Source organism: Paraburkholderia sp. BCC1884 (genome assembly GCF_900996225.1).
In the GTDB taxonomy this organism is placed as follows: Bacteria; Pseudomonadota; Gammaproteobacteria; order Burkholderiales; family Burkholderiaceae; genus Paraburkholderia.
The window spans coordinates 65618-83991 of record NZ_CAAJGL010000090.1; the positions used below are offsets into that span (position 1 = coordinate 65618).

Below are 18374 nucleotides of genomic sequence, written 5' to 3' on the forward strand. Positions count from 1 at the left end.
GTTGATATTTTATTGATAATGTACGCTTCAAACATCGCGAGCCGATGCCGTTAATTGTGCAGACAAGGCGCGCCATGCCCGAAACCTTCGATTCGAACTGGGCCTTATATTCAATGAGCCAACCAAGAATCTTCCCGCTCGGCGACGCAGCGTTGGTCTGCGAAGCGCCGCCGCCCGCCACGCTGGCCTGCCAGGGGCGCGTGTGGGCGGTCGCCGAAGCCGCGCGCGACTGGCCGCATGTGCTCGAGGTCGTGCCGGGCATGAACAATCTGACGATCGTCTTCGACCCGCTGGAAGCCGACCGCGAGGCGCTCGCCCACCAGTTGCAGGCCGCCTGGGACGCAGCGGACGAGGTATCCGCGACGGGCCGCGAGGTCGAGATTCCCGTCCAGTACGGCGGCGAGTTCGGCCCGGACCTGCAGGCGGTCGCCAGCCACACGGGCTTGAGCGTGCGCGAAGTCGTCGAGCGTCATTCGAATGGCGAGTACGTGGTGTTCTTCCTCGGCTTCCAGCCGGGTTTCGCCTACATGGGCGGGCTCGAAGCTGCGCTGCACACGCCGCGCCGCGCGTCGCCGCGCCTTGAAGTGCCGGCGGGATCGGTGGGCATCGGCGGGGAGCAGACGGGGATTTATCCGGCCACCTCGCCCGGTGGCTGGCAGTTGATCGGCCGCACCGAGTCACCGCTGTTCGATCCGGCGCGCCGTCCGCCCACGCTGCTGCAGCCGGGCGACCGGGTGCGCTTCACCATCGCGGGGATACACGCATGATCGATGTGATTCGCGCGGGTCTGCTGACCACCATTCAGGACCTCGGACGACACGGCTACCGGCATCTGGGCGTGGCGATGGGCGGAGCGCTCGACCGCCTGTCGCTCGAAGTCGGCAACCGGCTGGTGGGCAACCGCCCCGACGCCGCCGGTCTGGAAATTACCTTCGGCCCGACCGTACTGCGCTTTTTGCGTGCCACGCGAGTGGCGATCACGGGCACGGAATTCGGCGCGACGCTCGACGGCAAGCCGGTCTACTCGTGGTGGAGTCTGCCGGTTCAAGCCGGCCAGGAGCTGGTGCTGAATGCGGCCAAGCGCGGCATGCGCGGCTATGTATGCGTGGCGGGCGGCGTCGATGTCCTGCCGATGCTCGGCTCGCGCAGTACCGACCTCGCCGGCCACTTCGGCGGCCTCGGCGGCCGGGCCTTGCGCGACGGCGACCGCTTGCCGGTCGGCGCGCCGCCGCAGCGCGGCCACGTCGGCTTCACGCCCGAAGCGCCGGAATTCGGCGTAAAGGCGCCCGCGTGGTGCAAGTTCGTGCTGGTGCACGAGCCGCTGCGACGCGGCCGTCATCCGTCGGGGGTGCCGTGGGCCGTGCCGATCCGCGTGTTGCGCGGCCCGGAATACGACAGCTTCACGGAAGACGCACACGAGTCGTTCTGGTCCGACGAGTGGCTCGTCACGCCGAACAGCAACCGCATGGGTTATCGGCTCGCCGGTTCGGAGCTGAAACGCACGCACAAAGCCGATCTGCTTTCGCACGCAGTGCTGCCGGGCACGATCCAGGTGCCGCCGAACGGCCAGCCGATCGTGCTGATGGGCGATGCGCAAACCACCGGCGGCTATCCGAAGATCGGCGCGGTGATCCAGGCGGACATGTGGAAGCTCGCCCAGGTGCGCCTGAACGCCGCCGTCCGCTTTATCCCGACGACGCCTTACGAGGCCCGCCAGGCTTTGCTGGAAGAACGCACGTACTTGCGGCAGATCGACGCCGCGATTGCAATGCACGAAGAACGCTGCGAGCGGCAGACGGCTGTCGCGGCGCTGTAACACTGAGTACGCTGAGTAGGGGAACACCATGGAAATCGATTTGAACGCCGACCTCGGCGAAGGCTGCGGGTCCGACGAAGCGCTGCTCGACCTCGTCAGCTCGGCGAACATCGCGTGCGGCTGGCATGCGGGCGGCGCCAATGCGATGCGCGACTGCGTGCGCTGGGCAGTGGCAAAAGGCGTGTCGATCGGGGCGCATCCGAGCTTCAACGATCCGGAGAATTTCGGCCGCAAGGAAATGGATCTGCCGGCCAACGACATCTACGCGGGCGTGCTGTATCAACTCGGCGCGCTGTCGGCGATCGCGCAGGCCGAGGGCGGCCGTATCGCGCACGTCAAACCGCACGGTGCGCTGTACAACCAGGCCGCGCGCGACGCGAAGATCGCCGATGCGATCGTTTCGGCGGTGCACGATTTCGATCCCACGGTCGCCGTCTTCGCGCTTGCCAACAGCGGACTGGTGACGGCCGCGCGCAACGCCGGCCTGAGCGCCGTCGAAGAAGTATTCGCCGACCGCGGCTATCGCGCCGACGGCTCGCTCGTGCCGCGCAAGGAACCCGGCGCGCTGCTCGAGGATGAAGAAGAAGTCCTGCAGCGCACGCTCGCGATGGTTCGCGAACAGCGCGTCCAGGCCGTGGACGGTCAATGGGTGTCGCTGAATGCGCAGACCATCTGCCTGCACGGCGACGGCCCGCATGCGCTGGCCTTCGCGCGGCGCATCCGCAGTGCGCTCGAACAGGCGGGTATCGAAGTTCACGCGGCCGGCGCCGCGCGCGTCTGAAGCCGGCGTCCGCCACCTCGGCAGACGCGTAGCCAACCTTGCCACGCCACGAACGCCCCGCTCCACGCGGGGCGAACGCCTGGTACCGGACACATTGCCGTACCCGCAGTCGATCAGTAGATGGACAGGCAGATGCAGGTGTAGTCGAAGCAACGCGGCCAGCAAGAGCCGCGGCATACAGACGGCGCATAGCCATCCATGCGCCGGCCCACGTTAGCCGTCACAAGCGGCAAGGTTGAAACACTGTTTGGAGATCCAGATGCAGACCACCGTCAGTCTATGGCCGCTCATTGGAGTGGCCGTCATCATCGTCGGCTTTTTATTACGGTTCAATCCGATGCTGATCGTGGCGGCCGCCACCATCGTCACCGGCCTGGCCGCGCACTTCCCGCCTGAAAAGATCCTCGCCGAAATCGGCACCGGCTTCATCAAGACCCGCAACATTCCGTTGATCATTTTTCTGCCGCTCGCAGTGATCGGCCTGCTCGAACGGCACGGCTTGCGCGAGCGCGCCCAGGCGTGGATCGGCGGCATCAAGGCCGCGACTGCCGGGCGTCTGCTGATCGTCTATCTGCTGATTCGCGAATTGACCGCGGCGGTTGGCCTGACCGGTCTCGGCGGCCATCCGCAGATGGTGCGTCCGCTGATCGCGCCGATGGCCGAAGGCGCAGCCGAAAAGCGCTTCGGCAAGCTCAGCGACGCGGTGCGTTTCAAGTTGCGCGCGTACTCCGCCGCCACCGACAACGTGGGCCTGTTCTTCGGTGAGGACATCTTCGTCGCGTTCGGCGCGATCGTACTGATGACGACCTTCCTGAAGGAAGCCGGCATCGTCGTCGAGCCGATTCACGTGGCCGTCTGGGGCATTCCGACCGCCATCTGCGCCTTCCTCGTCCACGGCTTCCGACTGTATCTGCTCGATCGCAAGCTCGAGCGCGAACTGCGCGGCAGCAATGTGCCGACTAGCCAGGCCGCGACGAGCAGCGCCACTGTCGCACCGTCGCAATCCGCTGCTGGAGACAAAGCATGACGATCACGATTACCTATCTGTTCTGGCTGCTGGGCGTCGTGCTGCTGATCATCGGCGGCATGATCCTGACGGACAAGGACCATCCGCGCCGCTTCAGCGCAGGCGGTTTCTGGATTCTCTACGCGCTGATCTTCCTGATCGGCGACAAGTTGCCGCCCGCCGTGGTCGGCCTCGCTGTGATCGTGATGGCGCTGATTGCGGGTTTCGGCGGCGTGACCGCGGCCAAGCCGAAGGTGCTGTCGCTCGAGGCACGCCTGGCGAGCGCCGCGCGTCTGGGTAACAAACTGTTCGTGCCCGCGCTGACGATTCCGGTCGTCACGGTGATCATTACGCTTGCGGCCAGCCATCTGGTCTTCGGCGGCATGCCGCTGATCGAGAAGGCGAACGTCACGCTGATCGGCTTCGGCATCGGCTGCGTGATCGCGCTCGCGATTGCCTGCGTGATGACGCGCGACACCGTCGGCCAGTCGATGAAAGAAGCACGCCGCCTGGTCGATGCGCTGTCGTGGGCCGCGGTGCTGCCGCAAATGCTCGGCATGCTCGGTCTGGTGTTCTCCGACGCCGGCGTCGGCAAGGCCGTCGCGCATGTGACCACCGCCTACATCAGCCTCGACTATCGCTTCATCGCGGTCGCCGTGTACTGCATCGGCATGGCGCTCTTCACCATGGTGATGGGCAACGGCTTCGCCGCTTTTCCGGTGATGACCGGCGGCGTCGGCGTGCCGATTCTGGTGGGCGTGTTCCACGGCAATCCGGCGGTGATGGTCGCAATCGGCATGTTCTCCGGCTACTGCGGCACGCTGATGACGCCGATGGCCGCGAACTTCAACATGGTGCCTGCTGCGCTGCTCGAGTTGCCGGACAAGAATGCGGTGATCAAGGTGCAGGTGCCGACCGCGCTGACCATGCTGGTCGTGAACATCTTCCTGCTGAATTTCCTGATGTTCCTGTAAGACTGCCGGATTCCCAAATGAAGTACCCCGACGCGGCGCGAGAAATCCCTGCGCTGCGTCGGAGAAATGGCCTCACTGTGCGCCAGAAACGCAGCCGAATTAGGATGCGTCCGATCGTCGGGAGACGGTGCTGAAAATAAGATAGTGGACGGTTCTTCTTCCACACGTGCCGGCGCATGTAGCGCGCCGCCGGCGCCCTTCAGCAGGTTTCCCATGGCCCAGTCTTCCCCGCCTGACAGCGTGCGCATCGCCGCCCCGCATGCCGCCTACCTCGCCTCACTGATCGGCGCCGCGCTCGAAGCGCATCAGGCCGGCCAACTCGACGCCGCCGAACCCTTCTACCGCGAAATCCTCGCACTCGATCCCACCCACGCTCAGGCCTTGCATTACCTCGGCGTGCTGCACTATCAGCGCGGCCAATCCGAGGTCGCTGCCGATCTGATGAGTCAGGCGCTCAAGCTCGACCGCTACGACGCCGCATGCTGGAGCAATCGCGGCCTCGCGGCCGCCGCGCTCGGTCACTTCGAAGAAGCCATGATCTGCTACGACCAGGCGCTGCAACTTCAGCCCGATTTCGCCGACGCACGCAATAACTTCGGCGTGGCCTTGCAGGCCCAGGGTGCCTGCAACGAGGCACTCGATCAGTATCGGCTGGCGCTTGCTTCGAACCCCGCGATGGCAGATGCGCATCTGAACCTGGGCACGGTGCTGGCAAGGCTCGGCCGTTTCCAGGAAGCCCTCGTGAGCTATTGCGCCGCCCTTGCGCTCGAACCGAATTCAGCCGAAGCGCATTTCAACGCGGGCAACGCGCACAGCGCACTGAACGATCACGGGGCGGCCATCGCCAGTTTCGAGCAGGCGCTCACGCTGCGCGCGGATTACGCGGAAGCCCACGTCAATCTGGGCAGTCTGATCGGCAAGCGCGGCCACTATGCCGACGCCGAATCGCACTATCGGCGTGCAGTCGCGCTCAAACCGAATCCGACCAATCTCGTGTGTCTCGGTGGATCGCTCGGCGCGCAAGGGCGGCTCGACGAAGAAGAAGGCTTCTATCGGCGCGCGCTGGCGCTCGATCCGCACTATGCGGACGCGCATCAGAATCTTGCGTGGCTGTTGCTCAAGCGTGGCGATTACAAGCAGGGTTGGGCCGAGTTTGCGCAACGCTGGCGCAAGAGCGATTACGAGGCGCTCGCGATTCCGGGCGTCCCGGAATGGCGGGGTGAACCGCTCGACGGGCGTCGTCTGCTGGTGGTCGGCGAACAGGGATTCGGCGATCACTTCCAGTTTCTGCGCTTTGCCCGCGTGCTCGAACAACGCGGTGCGACGATCGATCTCCGTGTGCGCGAACCGTTGCTGCCGCTGGTCGGGCGCATACCCGGCGTGCACCGCGCCTTCAGTGGCACGCCACGCGACCCATACGATTTCTGGGTGCCGATGATGAGTGTGCCGTGTTGCCTCGGTACGCAACTCGACACGCTCGCCGCCGACGTGCCTTACCTGTTCGCCGACGCGATGAAGATCGCGGCATGGCACAAGCGGTTGAACGCTACCGCCCTTGAGACGCGCAAGGTGGGCCTCGTGTGGGCTGGTAGTCCCACCTTTGGCAACGACCGTTATCGCTCGATCACGCTCGCCGATCTCAACCCGCTGAGCGAGGTGCGCAACGTAAGCTGGTGCGCGTTGCAGAAGGGCCCCGCGCACGCGCAACTGAGCGGCGCACCGCCGGCTTTCCGCTCGCACGATTTCACCGGCGAGCTAGCCAGCTTCGACGACACCGCCGCGCTCATCATGAACCTCGATCTGGTGATCGCCGTCGACACGGGCGTCGCGCATCTCGCAGCGGCGCTCGGCAAACCGGTATGGCTACTATTGCCCGCCAACTCCGACTGGCGCTGGCTCGAAACACGCAGCGATTCGCCGTGGTACCCAGGCATGAAGCTGTTCCGCCAGCGCGTGCTGGGCGACTGGACGAGCGTCGTCGCCGAGGTGGTCGCCGCACTGGGCGGCCGCTAACCTCACCCCGCTTCCACGATGAAGCCGCGCTGCCGCAACAACTGCAGCACGCCCTTGCGGCCGCCCAGATGCAACGCGCCGATCGCCACGAATACCGGTTTGTTCGGCGCGGCGATCAGCAACATACGCGACACGAAGCGCCGGTTTCGGTCATAGACGATCCGGTTGTCGATCGAATCGGAAATGCGGTGATCGCGCGCGAGTTTTTCGGATTTCGCGGCCTGCCAGGCGGCGATCGCGTCGGCGTCACCCACCCGCCACAGTCGATGCAAGGTCTTCACATCATCGACGTTTTCCGTGGGCGTCTGCACCAGATCCTGCGCCAGCATTTCGCGTTGCTGCGCGAGCGTGAGCCCGGTGAACGCGCGCATCTGCTGCGGCAGGGTTTCGAGGCCGACGATCTTGCCGCGCGTGCGGATATACACGTTCTGCAACTGCGCTTCGGTGCCGTACTCGGTCTGCAGGCCGGCGCTCAGCGAATCGTAAGTCTCGACTACCAGCGATGCGAGCCACGGTCGCATCTTCTTGATCGCATCCAGTGCCGCGGGATTGCCGTGCAGTCGCAAGGCCAGTTTGCGCCACAAAGGCTCGGGCAATAAGCCGGGCAGACAATCGCGCCGGCACACGCCGTACTTCGACACATCGTCTTGCGAGACCAGCAATTCGTCGGGCGAGAGTTCGAGCGCCAGAGTCGGCGACGCGGCGAGGGCACCGAGAATCGGTGCACGAAACGGCTGCTGCGGTGGATAGTCGACGGGATCGCCCACGTGCAGCGTGCCCAGTACGTAGATGGTGGTCGTGCCGCGCGTCGCGACATAGAACGGCATGCGTGCAGGCTGCTGCCGTACTGGACCGCTCGCGGTGGTGCCCGGCGCAGCGGGCGGCGGATTGAAGCCGGGAACGGTGGCGCGCGGCGGCGCCGGCAGACTGGGCACCGGCACCGCCGGACGCCCCGCCTGAGCGGGCGTGTTGGCGGCCGCACCGGCGCCATACGCCGCGCCGATCAGACCGCCATTGCCCAGACATAAAACCCAACATACGCCGAGGAGCGCGGCACCGATCCGTGCACGCGCTCTCCAGCGCCACGAGAAAGCGGCGCTGCGACCGCCATCACGCAAGCGGCGCGTAAGACGACGCGCCGCCACACCATCAGGCATTCACGTCCCCCACCTCCTCGGCGCGGTGACACGACACCTGGCGGCCATCCACTTCACGCAGCTTCGGTTCCTCGCTGCGGCAGCGGTCGATCACGTACGGGCAGCGCTGATGGAACGTGCACCCCGACGGCGGATTCAGCGGCGAAGGCATTTCGCCCTGCAGCTTGATCTTGATCGTGCGGTCCGCTTCGAAGATGGAGGGCGTCGCCGACATCAACGCGCGCGTGTACGGGTGACGCGGATTCGAGAAAATCCGTTTCTTGTCGCCGAGTTCGGCGACGCCGCCGAAGTACATCACCATCACATCGTCGGCGATATGCTCCACCACCGACAGGTTGTGCGAGATGAACACGTAGCTGGTCTTGAACTGTTGCTGCAAGTCCATGAACAGGTTCAGGATCTGCGCCTGAATCGACACGTCGAGCGCCGACACGGGTTCGTCCGCGACCACGATCTGCGGGTCGAGAATCATCGCGCGCGCAATCGCCACACGCTGACGCTGGCCGCCGGAGAACATATGCGGATAGCGCTTGGCGTGTTCCGGACGCAGACCGACGGTGCGCATCATCTGCGCGATCCGTTCGGCACGTTCGCTCGCGCTGAGTTGCGTGTTGATCGCGAGCGGTTCGCCGAGCGTCTGCTCGACGGTCTTGCGCGGATTGAGCGAGGCAAACGGATTCTGGAACACCATCTGCACGCGCCGCCGCAGCGCCGCGATCTTCGCGTGATCCGCGCCGGCCACGTCTTCACCGTCGACCAGCAGACGGCCGGCGGTGGGGGCTTCGATCATGGTCAGCTGACGCGCGAGCGTCGACTTGCCGCAGCCGGATTCACCGACCACCGCCAGCGTCTTGCCGCGCTCGAGCGCGAACGAGACGCCATTGAGCGCCTTGACCGTGCCCGAGGAAAACATGCCGCGCTTGACCTGGTAGTAGCGCGCGAGCTGGTCGGCGACCAGCACGTGATCGCCCACATGGTCCGACTGGCGCCGCGTTTCGGGTACTGCGTTCATCGTGCGCCTCCATGAGTGTGAACGTTGGCGTCGCCGCTCAGGTTCAAGGGTTTGATGCAGCGCACGCGCGCCACTTCTGCGTGACCTTGCAATGGTGCGAGCGCGGGCCGTGCCTTGGTGCAATCGTCGACCACGTATTTGCAACGCGGTGCGAACAGACACCCTTTGGGACGGTCGTCGCGACCCGGCACCATGCCCGGTAACGCGGCCAGCCGCACGGCGCCGACATTGTGTTCGGGGATCGCTGCCAGCAACGCTTCCGTATACGGATGATGCGGCGCGGCGAAAATATCCGGCACCTTGTTGGTCTCGATCACTTCGCCAGCGTACATGACCGCGACGCGCTGGGCGACTTCGGACACCACCGCCAGATCATGCGAGATCAGCACGAGCGCCATGCCGCGTTCCTTCTGCAGCTTGATCAGCAACTCCATGATCTGCGCCTGGATCGTCACGTCGAGCGCGGTGGTCGGTTCGTCGGCGATCAGCAGCTTCGGGTTGCAGGCAATCGCCATCGCGATCATCACGCGCTGGTTCATGCCGCCCGACATCTGATGCGGAAACGAGCCGATGCGGCCCTTCGGATCGGGAATGCCGACCTGATCGAGCAGTTCGAGCGCGCGTTTATCCAGCGCGCTACCGCGCAGGCCTTCGTGCAGCTTCAGCACTTCCTTGATCTGATAGCCGACCGTGTAGCTCGGATTGAGACTGGTGAGCGCGTCCTGGAACACCATGGCGATGTCTTTGCCGATGATCTTGCGGCGCTCCTTCGCCGACGCCTTCAGCAAGCTCTTGCCGTTGAAGGTGACTTCGTCGGCGGTGACTTTGCCCGGCGCGTCGATCAGGCCCATCAGCGCCATCATCGTCACGCTCTTGCCCGAGCCCGATTCGCCGACCACGCCGACCACTTCGCCCGGCGCGACGTCGAGGTTGATTCTGTCGACCGCAGGCAGGCCGTTGAAGTTCACCGCCAGATTGCGGATGGTCAATAAGTTGCTGTCAGTACGCGCGAGGCCGCCCGAAGCGTGCTGACCTGCCCCCTCGGGGGGCAAGGAATGAAGTGAGTGTGGGGGCTGTTTCATTCAGGCCATCCGCTTCAGTTTGGGATCGAGTGCGTCGCGCAGCCCGTCGCCGAGCAGATTGATCGCGAGCACCGAGATCAGGATGGACAGACCCGGCATCGTGACGATCCACCATGCGCTGTCGATGTAGTCGCGCGCCGAGGCCAGCATCGCGCCCCACTCCGCCGACGGCGGTTGCACGCCGAGGCCGAGGAAACCGAGCGCGGCGGCATCGAGAATCGCCGACGAAAAGCCCAACGTGGCCTGCACGATCAGCGGCGCGGTGCAGTTCGGCAGCACTTGCGAGAACATCAGACGCAAGGTGCTGGCGCCCGCCACACGCGAAGCCGTCACGTATTCCTTCTGCAACTCGCCTTGTGCCGAGGCGCGCGTCAAACGCACATAGCCCGGCAATGCGACGATCGCGATGGCCAGCATCGTATTGACGAGACCCGGGCCGATGATCGCGACCACCGCCACCGCCAGCAACAGCGACGGTAACGCGAGCAGTACGTCCATGATGCGCATGATCGGCGTGTCGGCCCACTTCTCGAAGAAGGCGGCGATCAGCCCGAGCACGACGCCCGGAATCAGCGCGAGCACCACCGAGACGAAGCCGATCCAGAACGACAGCCGCGCGCCGTACATCAGACGCGAGAGGATGTCGCGGCCCGCTTCGTCGGTGCCGAGAATGAACTTCCAGTTGCCGCCGTCGAGCCAGGCGGGCGGGATTTTCACGTTGTCGCGGTACTGCTCGATCGGGCTGTGCGGCGCGATCAGCGGCGCGAAGATCGCGATGATGATCAGCGCCAGCACGATGATGCCGGCGCCGACCGCGCCACGGTTACGCGAGAAATTCGCCCAGAATTCACGGACGGCGATCGCGCGGCCGCTGGGGGGCGTAACGGACTGGGGGACTGTATTTTGTATGTCAGCCATAGTGATTTACCTCGTATGGCGAATGCGCGGGTTCAACACGCCGTACAACAGATCGACGACGAGGTTCACGACGATCACCAGCGTGGCGATCATCAGGATACCGCCCTGCACGACCGGATAGTCGCGTCGGCCGATCGCGTCGATCAGCCATTTGCCGATGCCCGGCCACGAAAACAGCGTCTCGGTCAGCACGGCGCCGGCGAGCAGCGTGCCCACCTGCAGACCGATCACGGTGACCACTGGAATCAGCGCATTGCGCAACGCATGCACGACGATCACGCGGCCCGGCGACAAACCTTTGGCGCGCGCGGTGCGGATGTAGTCCTCACGCAGCACTTCGAGCATCGACGAACGCGTCATGCGCGCGATGACCGCCAACGGAATCGTGCCGAGCACGATGGCCGGCAGGATCAGGTGGCTAAGCGCGGATTTGAACGCGCCTTCGTCGGTGGACATCATGGCGTCGATCAGCATGAAGCCGGTCACGTGCGGAATGTCGTATTCGACCGCGATGCGGCCCGACACCGGCGTCCAGCCAAGCTTGACCGAGAACACCATGATGAGAATCAAGCCCCACCAGAAAATCGGCATCGAGTAGCCGGTCAGGGCCGTGCCCATCACGCCGTGATCGACGACCGTGCCGCGCCGCAGTGCGGCGAACACGCCCGCCGGCAGGCCGACGATCAGCGCGAACAGCATCGCGCAGATCGACAGTTCGACCGTAGCGGGAAAGCGTGCGAGGAATTCGCCCATCACGCTGGTGTTGGTGATGATCGAGGTGCCGAGGTCGCCGTGCACGGCGCGGCCGATGTAGTGGATGTACTGCATCGGCAAGGACTCGTCGAGTCCAAGGCGGTGCATCGCCGCCGCGTGCATGGCGGGGTCGACGCCGCGCTCGCCCATCATCACTTCGATGGGGTCGCCCGGGATCAGGTGAATCAGCGCGAACGCGAGGATCGTGATGCCGATGAAAGTCGGTATCACCATGCCGATGCGGCGCAAAACGAAGCGGAACATGGTTCGTCCCTATGGTCTTGATGAAGAAAAAACGCAACCGGCGACGAGGGCTTGTGACCCCGGTCGCCGGACCATTTCGACCAGTTTTCTAACCGTGCGAAAAGCGTACTGCGTGAGCTTTACGAATGACTTGACGTCTTTACTTGACGCTGACGCCGTCGAAACGCGCGTAACCGAGCGGTTCGATACGCATGTCGACCACCTTCTTGCTGACCGGTTGGTAAACAGTCGAGTGAGCGATCGGCGAGAACGGCAGTTGCTGCGCGAAGATCTGCTGCGCCTGCATGTACGCCGTCGTGCGTGCAGCCACGTCGGACGTCACACGGCCCTTCTGGATCAGATCGTCGAACGGCTTGTAGCACCACTTGCCGAAGTTGTTGCCGTTCACCGCTTCGCAGCCGAGCAGCGTGCCGAGCCAGTTGTCCGGATCGCCGTTGTCGCCGGTCCAGCCGATCAGCATCGCGTCGTCTTCACCGGCGTGAGCGCGCTTGATGTACTCACCCCATTCGTACGTGACGATCTTCGCCTTCACGCCGATCTTGGCCCAGTCGGCCTGGATCATTTCCGCCATCAGACGGGCGTTCGGGTTGTACGCGCGTTGCACCGGCATCGCCCACAGGCTGATGTCGAAGCCGTTCGGGAAACCGGCCTTGGCCAACAATGCCTTCGCCTTCTCCGGATCGTACGATGCGCTCTTCAGGTTCTTGTCATACGACCATTGCGTCGGCGGCATCGGGTTCGTGGCGGCCTGGCCTGCGCCTTGATACACGGAGTCGATGATCGCCTTCTTGTTGATCGCCATGTCGAGTGCCTGACGCACTTCGAGCTTGTCGACCGGCTTGTGCGTCACGTTGTACGACAGGTAGCCCAGGTTGAAGCCCGGTTGCGACGGCATGTCGAGGCTCGATTCCGCCTTCAGCGGCGCGATGTCGGCCGGACGCGGATAGCTCATCACCTGACATTCGTCGCGCTTGATCTTCTGCACGCGCACGCCGGCGTCCGGCGTGATCGAGAAGATCAGCTTCGAGATCTTCACTGCGTTCGGCTTCCAGTAATCCGGATTGCCGTCGAAGCGGATCGTCGCGTCTTTCGTGTAGCTGCGGAAAATGAACGGGCCCGTGCCGACCGGGTACTGGTTGATGTCGGCGGCTTTGCCGGCCTTCATCAACTGGTCGCCGTATTCACCCGACAGGATCGACGCGTATTCCATCGCCAGATTCTGGATGAACGGTGCGTTGACTTCCTTCAGCGTGAACTTGACCGTGTACGGGTCGACCTTTTCGACGCTGGTGATCAGCTTGTCGAGGCCCATATCCGTGAAGTACGGGAACTGGACCGGGTACGCCTTATGGAACGCGGAGTTCGGGTCCAGCATGCGCTGGAACGTGAACACGACGTCGTCCGCGTTGAATTCGCGCGTCGGCTTGAAGAACGACGTGGTCTGGAACTTCACGCCATGACGCAGATGGAACGTGTACGTCTTGCCGTCCGCGGAGACTTCCCACTTTTCGGCGAGGCCCGGCTCGACCTTGGTGCCGCCGCGCTCGAATTCGACGAGACGGTTATAGACGGTGAACGTGTTAGCCGTGAAATCGGTGCCCGTCGTGTATTGGGCCGGATCAAAACCCGCGGGGCTGCCTTCTGAGCAGTAGACCAGGGTTTTATTCGGAATCTCGGCGCGCGCGACATTGGCGCCCACCAGCGATGCCGCTGCAGCGGCGACGAGCGTCGTAACACGCGCGGCGCGCAACAGATTGTTTTGCTTCATGTTTCCTCCAGGTTCGTGGCCGGCTCCCGCCGGCGTAGCGCGATCTTACTTGAGCTTGGCTCACAGCACCAAGCGGAGGAAAAAACCCTGATTGACGATCGGAAACGGATTGTGCAACGCAGCGACCGCACGCCGGCGCGGGCCGGAGCGTGCGGATGTAAGGTGCGGTTTCAGCAAAAAAACGGCCCGCTGCGTTTATTTCAGACCGACGTCCATGAATTGCGTCGGACCGAACGGGTCCACCTTGAAGCCGGTGACGTTCTTGCTGAGTGGCTGATACACCGTGGAGTGGGCGATCGGCGTGAACGGGACCTGATCCTTGAAGATTTCCTGGGCTTCGGTATAAGCCTTGGTGCGCGCAGCCAGGTCCGTGGTGCCGCGGCCTTTTTTGATCAGGTCGTCGTAAGGTTTGTAGCACCATTTGGAAAAGTTACTGCCGTTCACCGCGTCGCAGCCCAGCAGTACGCCCAACCAGTTATCCGGATCGCCATAATCGCCGGTCCAGCCGATCAACATCGCTTCATGTTCGCCCGCGTGCGCGCGGCGAATGTATTCACCCCACTCATACGTGACGATCTTCACCTTGACGCCGATTTTGGCCCAATCCGACTGCAGCATTTCGGCCATCAAACGTGCGTTCGGGTTATAGGGTCGTTGAACCGGCATGGCCCACAAAGTCAGGTCGAAGCCATCCGGATAACCCGCCTGTTTCAACAACGCCTTCGCTTTGTCGACGTCGTACGGCGCGTCCTTCAGATTCTTGTCGTAGCCCCATTGGGTTGGCGGCATGGGGTTGGTGGCGGGCTGTCCAGCGCCCTGGTAGACCGATTCGATAATCGCTTTCTTATTGACCGACATATCGAGCGCGCGGCGCACCAGCACATTGTCGAGCGGTTTTTTGGTGGTGTTATAGGCGATATAGCCGAGGTTGAAACCCACCTGGCTCGGCACCACGAGCGAGGCGTCCTCTTTCGCCGCAGGAATATCGGCGGGACGCGGATAAGCCATGACCTGGCATTCGCCGCGTTTCAGTTTTTGCAGACGCACCGCAGGATCGACCGTAATCGCGAATATCAGCTTGCTCACTTTGACGACACCCGGTTTCCAATAATCCGGATTGCCGTCGAAGCGAATCTGGTCGTCCTTGGTATAGCTGCGGAAAATGAATGGGCCGGTACCGACCGGATATTGGTTGATATCGGAGGCCTTCCCTGCTTTCAATAACTGGTCGGCATATTCGGCCGACAGGATCGACGCGAACGGCATCGCGATCTGCTGCAAAAACGGCGCGTCGACGTCCTTGAGCGTGAAACGGACTGTATAGGGATCGATTTTTTCGATCTTGACGATGTTTTTGGAAAGGCCCAGATCGGTGAAGTACGGGAACGGCACCGAGTACGCCTTGCGGAACGGTTGCTCCGGATCGAGCATCCGTTGATAGGTGAAGACGACGTCGTCGGCGTTGAATTCGCGCGTCGGCTTGAAAAACGACGTGGTCTGGAATTTCACGCCGTGCCGCAAATGAAAGGTGTACGTCAGGCCGTCCGGCGATACATCCCACTTCTCGGCGAGACCCGGCTCGATGTCCGTGCTGCCGTGCGCGAACTCGATGAGGCGGTTATAGACCGTGTACGAGCCCGCGCTGAATTCGACGCTGGTGGTGTATTGCGCGGTGTCGAAGCCGGCTGGGCTGCCCTCGGAGCAGAACACGAGGGTCTTGTCGGGCAAGGCGGCCGCGTCAGCGGCGGCAGGCGCGAGGCCGGCGGCCAGGACGGCACATGCGCTCAAAACTGGAAGGCAGGTATGGCGAACCGCAAACAGCAACTGGGATACCGTCATCACGTTCTCCGCACAGCAGCCACGTCAGCTGCGCTTCGATCATAGACAGCACAAAAATCGGGTTCAATGCGGGCTTACGCGTTGCAAGCTGGTCGGACAGTCCCGGCGCCTGTTGCATCGCAGCAACCGCCGGTGGCGCGGCGTGCGCCACTTGACGTCGGCGGCGCAAAAAAAACCGCGCGACCGATTGCCCGGCCACGCGGTTTTCTCGTCGATGCGGCAATCCAGACCTTAAGCGTTCAGCCGCTCGCAAATCGCCTTGGTCGCCGCCGCGCTGTTCAGCGTGTAGAAGTGCAAACCCGACACCTTGGCATCGATCAGCCGCTCGCACAGGTCCGTCACCACGTCGAGGCCGAACGCGCGAATCGACTCGCGGTCGTCGCCGAAGCTTTCCAGCCGGCGCGCGATCCAGCGCGGCACTTCGGCGCCGCACATTTCGGAGAAGCGCATCAGCTGCGTGAAGTTCGTGATCGGCATGATGCCCGGCACGATCGGCACGTCCACGCCGAGCTTGCGGGCGTCGTCGACGAAACGGAAATACGCGTCCGCGTTGAAGAAATACTGCGTGATCGCCGAGTTGGCGCCGGCCTTCACCTTGCGGGCAAAGTTTTCCATATCGACGCGCGGCGAGCGCGACTGCGGATGGTATTCCGGGTAGCCGGCCACTTCGATCCAGAACCAGTCGCCGAATTCGGCGCGGATAAAGCTCACCAGTTCCGACGCGTAACGCAACTCGCCGACTTCGCCCATGCCGGACGGCAGATCGCCACGCAACGCGACGATGTGGCGAATGCCATGCGCGCGGTACTCGTTGAGAATCGCGCGCAGGCTCTCTTTCGACGAACCGATGCACGATACGTGCGGCGCAGCCTCGATCCCTTCCTTCGCCATATCGACGACGGTATCGAGCGTGCCTTGCTGCGTCGAGCCGCCAGCGCCGAACGTGACGGACACGAACTTGGGCTTGAGCGGCGTGAGCTGCGCCCGCGTGGCGCGCAGCTTGTCGACGCCTTCCGCAGTTTTCGGCGGGAAGAATTCGAATGAAAGTTCGATGGGGTTCATGATTCAGTAGGTCAACCGAGACTGCGGTTGCCGAAAATGATCGCGGACAGCAGCCACGACACGATACTGTACAGAATCGAGCCGATGAACGCCGACCAGAAACCCGACACTTCGAAGCCCTTCAGCAGCGACGCGCACAGCCAGAAGCACAGCGCATTGACCACCAGAATGAAAAGCCCGAGCGTGAGAATCGTGACGGGCAGCGTCAGCAGGATCAGCACCGGACGCAGGATCGTATTGATCAACCCGAGCACGATCGCGACGATCAGGGCCGTGCCGAAACTGCGGATATGAATCGACGGAACGAGATAGGTGATGATCAGGAGCGCAAGCGCATTGATCAGCCAGGTCAGCAGCACGGTCATGTAGAGCTCCTTGTACGCAGGATGTCCAGTAACGGGAAAGCCAAGCAGGCGGCGTAGAAAGCGGGCATGGCGAACAAAGCGGCGCATGAAGCGCCGCCCTGTCGTCAAACTCTCATGCTGTCAAACCGCCCGCAAGCTTAATAGCGGTAGTGGTTCGGCTTGAACGGACCGTTCTTGTCCACGCCGATGTAGCCGGCCTGTTCGTCCGACAACACCGTCAGGTTCGCACCGATGCGCGCCAGATGCAGGCGTGCGACCTTCTCGTCCAGATGCTTCGGCAGCACGTACACCTTGTTCTCGTACTTGTCGCCCTGCGTGAACAGTTCGATCTGCGCGAGCGTCTGGTTCGTGAACGAGTTCGACATCACGAACGACGGGTGGCCCGTGGCGCAACCCAGATTCACGAGGCGGCCTTCAGCCAGCAGGATCACGCGCTTGCCGTCCGGGAAAATGATGTGGTCGACTTGCGGCTTGATGTTGTCCCACTCGTACTGGCGGGTCGACGCGATATCGATTTCCGAATCGAAGTGACCGATGTTGCAGACGATCGCGTTGTTGCGCATCGCCTTCATGTGATCGTGGCCGATCACGTGGAAGTTGCCGGTGGCCGTCACGAAAATGTCGGCCTTGTCCGCGGCGTATTCCATCGTCACGACGCGGTAGCCTTCCATCGCCGCCTGCAGTGCGCAGATCGGATCGATTTCGGTGACCCACACGGTTGCGCCCAGGCCGCGCAGCGATTGCGCGCAGCCCTTGCCCACGTCGCCGTAGCCGGCCACGACCGCGATCTTGCCCGCGATCATCACGTCGGTGGCGCGCTTGATGCCGTCGACCAGCGATTCACGGCAGCCATACAGGTTGTCGAACTTCGACTTGGTGACCGAGTCGTTGACGTTGAAAGCCGGGAACGGCAGGCGGCCTTCCTTTTCCATCTGATACAGACGGTGCACGCCAGTCGTGGTTTCTTCCGTCACGCCCTGGATGTGCGACAGACGCGTGGAATACCACGTCGGGTCGGCATCGAGGTGCGAAGCGATCGACTTGTACAGTGCCACTTCTTCTTCGTTGGTCGGCTTCGAGATAACCGAACGGTCTTTCTCAGCCTTCGCGCCGAGGATCAGCAGCAACGTGGCGTCGCCGCCGTCGTCGAGGATCATGTTGGCGAATTCGCCGTTCGGCCATTCGAAAATGCGGTGCGAGAATTCCCAGTATTCGTCGAGCGATTCGCCCTTGAACGCGAACACCGGCACGCCGGCCTTGGCGATCGCGGCAGCGGCGTGATCCTGCGTCGAGAAGATATTGCACGATGCCCAGCGCACGTCCGCGCCGAGCGCCGTCAGCGTCTCGATCAGCACGCCGGTCTGGATCGTCATGTGCAGCGAGCCTGCGACGCGCGCGCCCTTGAGCGGTTGCTGCGCCTTGTACTCTTCACGCGTTTGCATGAGACCGGGCATTTCGGTCTCGGCGATGTTCAGTTCCTTGCGGCCCCAGTCGGCCAGCGACATGTCGGCAACAACGAAGTCCTGCGAATTTTTGGAATCCATGACTGCGGCGTTCATCACGC

16 protein-coding genes are annotated in these 18374 nt (G+C 63.3%); 6 read left to right on the forward strand and 10 right to left on the reverse strand.

Annotated features, from left to right (window positions below):
- The first annotated feature begins 113 nt into the window (after positions 1-113).
- From pxpB to FQ705_RS19195, 6 genes are all read left to right on the forward strand, one after another.
- Complete coding sequence (pxpB, locus tag FQ705_RS19170; protein WP_144143643.1) at positions 114-767, forward strand: 5-oxoprolinase subunit PxpB; 654 nt, start codon at positions 114-116, stop codon at positions 765-767.
- Complete coding sequence (locus FQ705_RS19175) at positions 764-1816, forward strand: biotin-dependent carboxyltransferase family protein (RefSeq protein WP_144143644.1); 1053 nt, start codon at positions 764-766, stop codon at positions 1814-1816. The genes pxpB and FQ705_RS19175 overlap by 4 nt, the downstream gene beginning before the upstream one ends.
- A 28-nt stretch (positions 1817-1844) precedes the next feature.
- The gene (gene pxpA / locus FQ705_RS19180; protein ID WP_144143645.1) at positions 1845-2597 is read left to right on the forward strand and encodes a 5-oxoprolinase subunit PxpA; all 753 of its coding nucleotides are present in this window, start codon (positions 1845-1847) and stop codon (positions 2595-2597) included.
- 259 nt (positions 2598-2856) lie between these two features.
- Positions 2857-3624, forward strand: coding sequence for a DUF969 domain-containing protein (locus tag FQ705_RS19185; protein ID WP_144143646.1), 768 nt, complete (start codon positions 2857-2859; stop codon positions 3622-3624).
- Positions 3621-4577 carry a DUF979 domain-containing protein gene (locus tag FQ705_RS19190; protein ID WP_144143647.1) on the forward strand — a complete coding sequence of 319 codons (957 nt, stop codon included), beginning with the start codon at positions 3621-3623 and terminating at the stop codon, positions 4575-4577. The genes FQ705_RS19185 and FQ705_RS19190 overlap by 4 nt, the downstream gene beginning before the upstream one ends.
- Positions 4578-4790: 213 nt before the next feature.
- The gene (locus tag FQ705_RS19195) at positions 4791-6590 is read left to right on the forward strand and encodes a tetratricopeptide repeat protein (protein ID WP_144143648.1); all 1800 of its coding nucleotides are present in this window, start codon (positions 4791-4793) and stop codon (positions 6588-6590) included.
- Between the two features lie 2 nt (positions 6591-6592).
- On the opposite strand, the gene FQ705_RS19200 is transcribed toward FQ705_RS19195, so the two are convergent.
- The 10 genes from FQ705_RS19200 to ahcY form a co-directional block, all read right to left on the reverse strand.
- Positions 6593-7747, reverse strand: a complete 1155-nt coding sequence (locus FQ705_RS19200) for a TraB/GumN family protein (RefSeq protein ID WP_144143649.1) — start codon at positions 7745-7747, stop codon at positions 6593-6595.
- Positions 7740-8759, reverse strand: coding sequence for a peptide ABC transporter ATP-binding protein (locus FQ705_RS19205; RefSeq protein WP_144143650.1), 1020 nt, complete (start codon positions 8757-8759; stop codon positions 7740-7742). The genes FQ705_RS19200 and FQ705_RS19205 overlap by 8 nt, the downstream gene beginning before the upstream one ends.
- On the reverse strand, positions 8756-9748 hold the full coding sequence (locus tag FQ705_RS19210) for an ABC transporter ATP-binding protein (RefSeq protein ID WP_186307941.1): 993 nt from the start codon (positions 9746-9748) through the stop codon (positions 8756-8758). Before FQ705_RS19210 ends, FQ705_RS19205 begins: the two co-directional genes overlap by 4 nt.
- 93 nt (positions 9749-9841) lie before the next feature.
- The gene (locus FQ705_RS19215; protein ID WP_144143651.1) at positions 9842-10759 is read right to left on the reverse strand and encodes an ABC transporter permease subunit; all 918 of its coding nucleotides are present in this window, start codon (positions 10757-10759) and stop codon (positions 9842-9844) included.
- Between the two features lie 6 nt (positions 10760-10765).
- Entirely contained in the window at positions 10766-11776 is a 1011-nt protein-coding gene (locus FQ705_RS19220) for an ABC transporter permease subunit (protein ID WP_144143652.1), read from the reverse strand.
- A 139-nt stretch (positions 11777-11915) separates the two neighbouring features.
- A complete protein-coding gene (locus FQ705_RS19225) occupies positions 11916-13544 on the reverse strand; it encodes an ABC transporter substrate-binding protein (RefSeq protein WP_144143653.1) in 1629 nt (542 codons plus the stop codon).
- A gap of 195 nt (positions 13545-13739) precedes the next feature.
- Entirely contained in the window at positions 13740-15383 is a 1644-nt protein-coding gene (locus FQ705_RS19230) for an ABC transporter substrate-binding protein (protein WP_144143654.1), read from the reverse strand.
- 231 nt (positions 15384-15614) lie between these two features.
- The gene (gene metF, locus FQ705_RS19235; protein WP_144143655.1) at positions 15615-16445 is read right to left on the reverse strand and encodes a methylenetetrahydrofolate reductase [NAD(P)H]; all 831 of its coding nucleotides are present in this window, start codon (positions 16443-16445) and stop codon (positions 15615-15617) included.
- Between the two features lie 11 nt (positions 16446-16456).
- Complete coding sequence (locus tag FQ705_RS19240; RefSeq protein WP_144144330.1) at positions 16457-16810, reverse strand: phage holin family protein; 354 nt, start codon at positions 16808-16810, stop codon at positions 16457-16459.
- A 137-nt stretch (positions 16811-16947) separates the two neighbouring features.
- Positions 16948-18369 (reverse strand): adenosylhomocysteinase, encoded by a 1422-nt coding sequence (gene ahcY / locus FQ705_RS19245; protein WP_144143656.1) that lies wholly within the window; start codon positions 18367-18369, stop codon positions 16948-16950.
- Positions 18370-18374 lie beyond the last annotated feature (5 nt).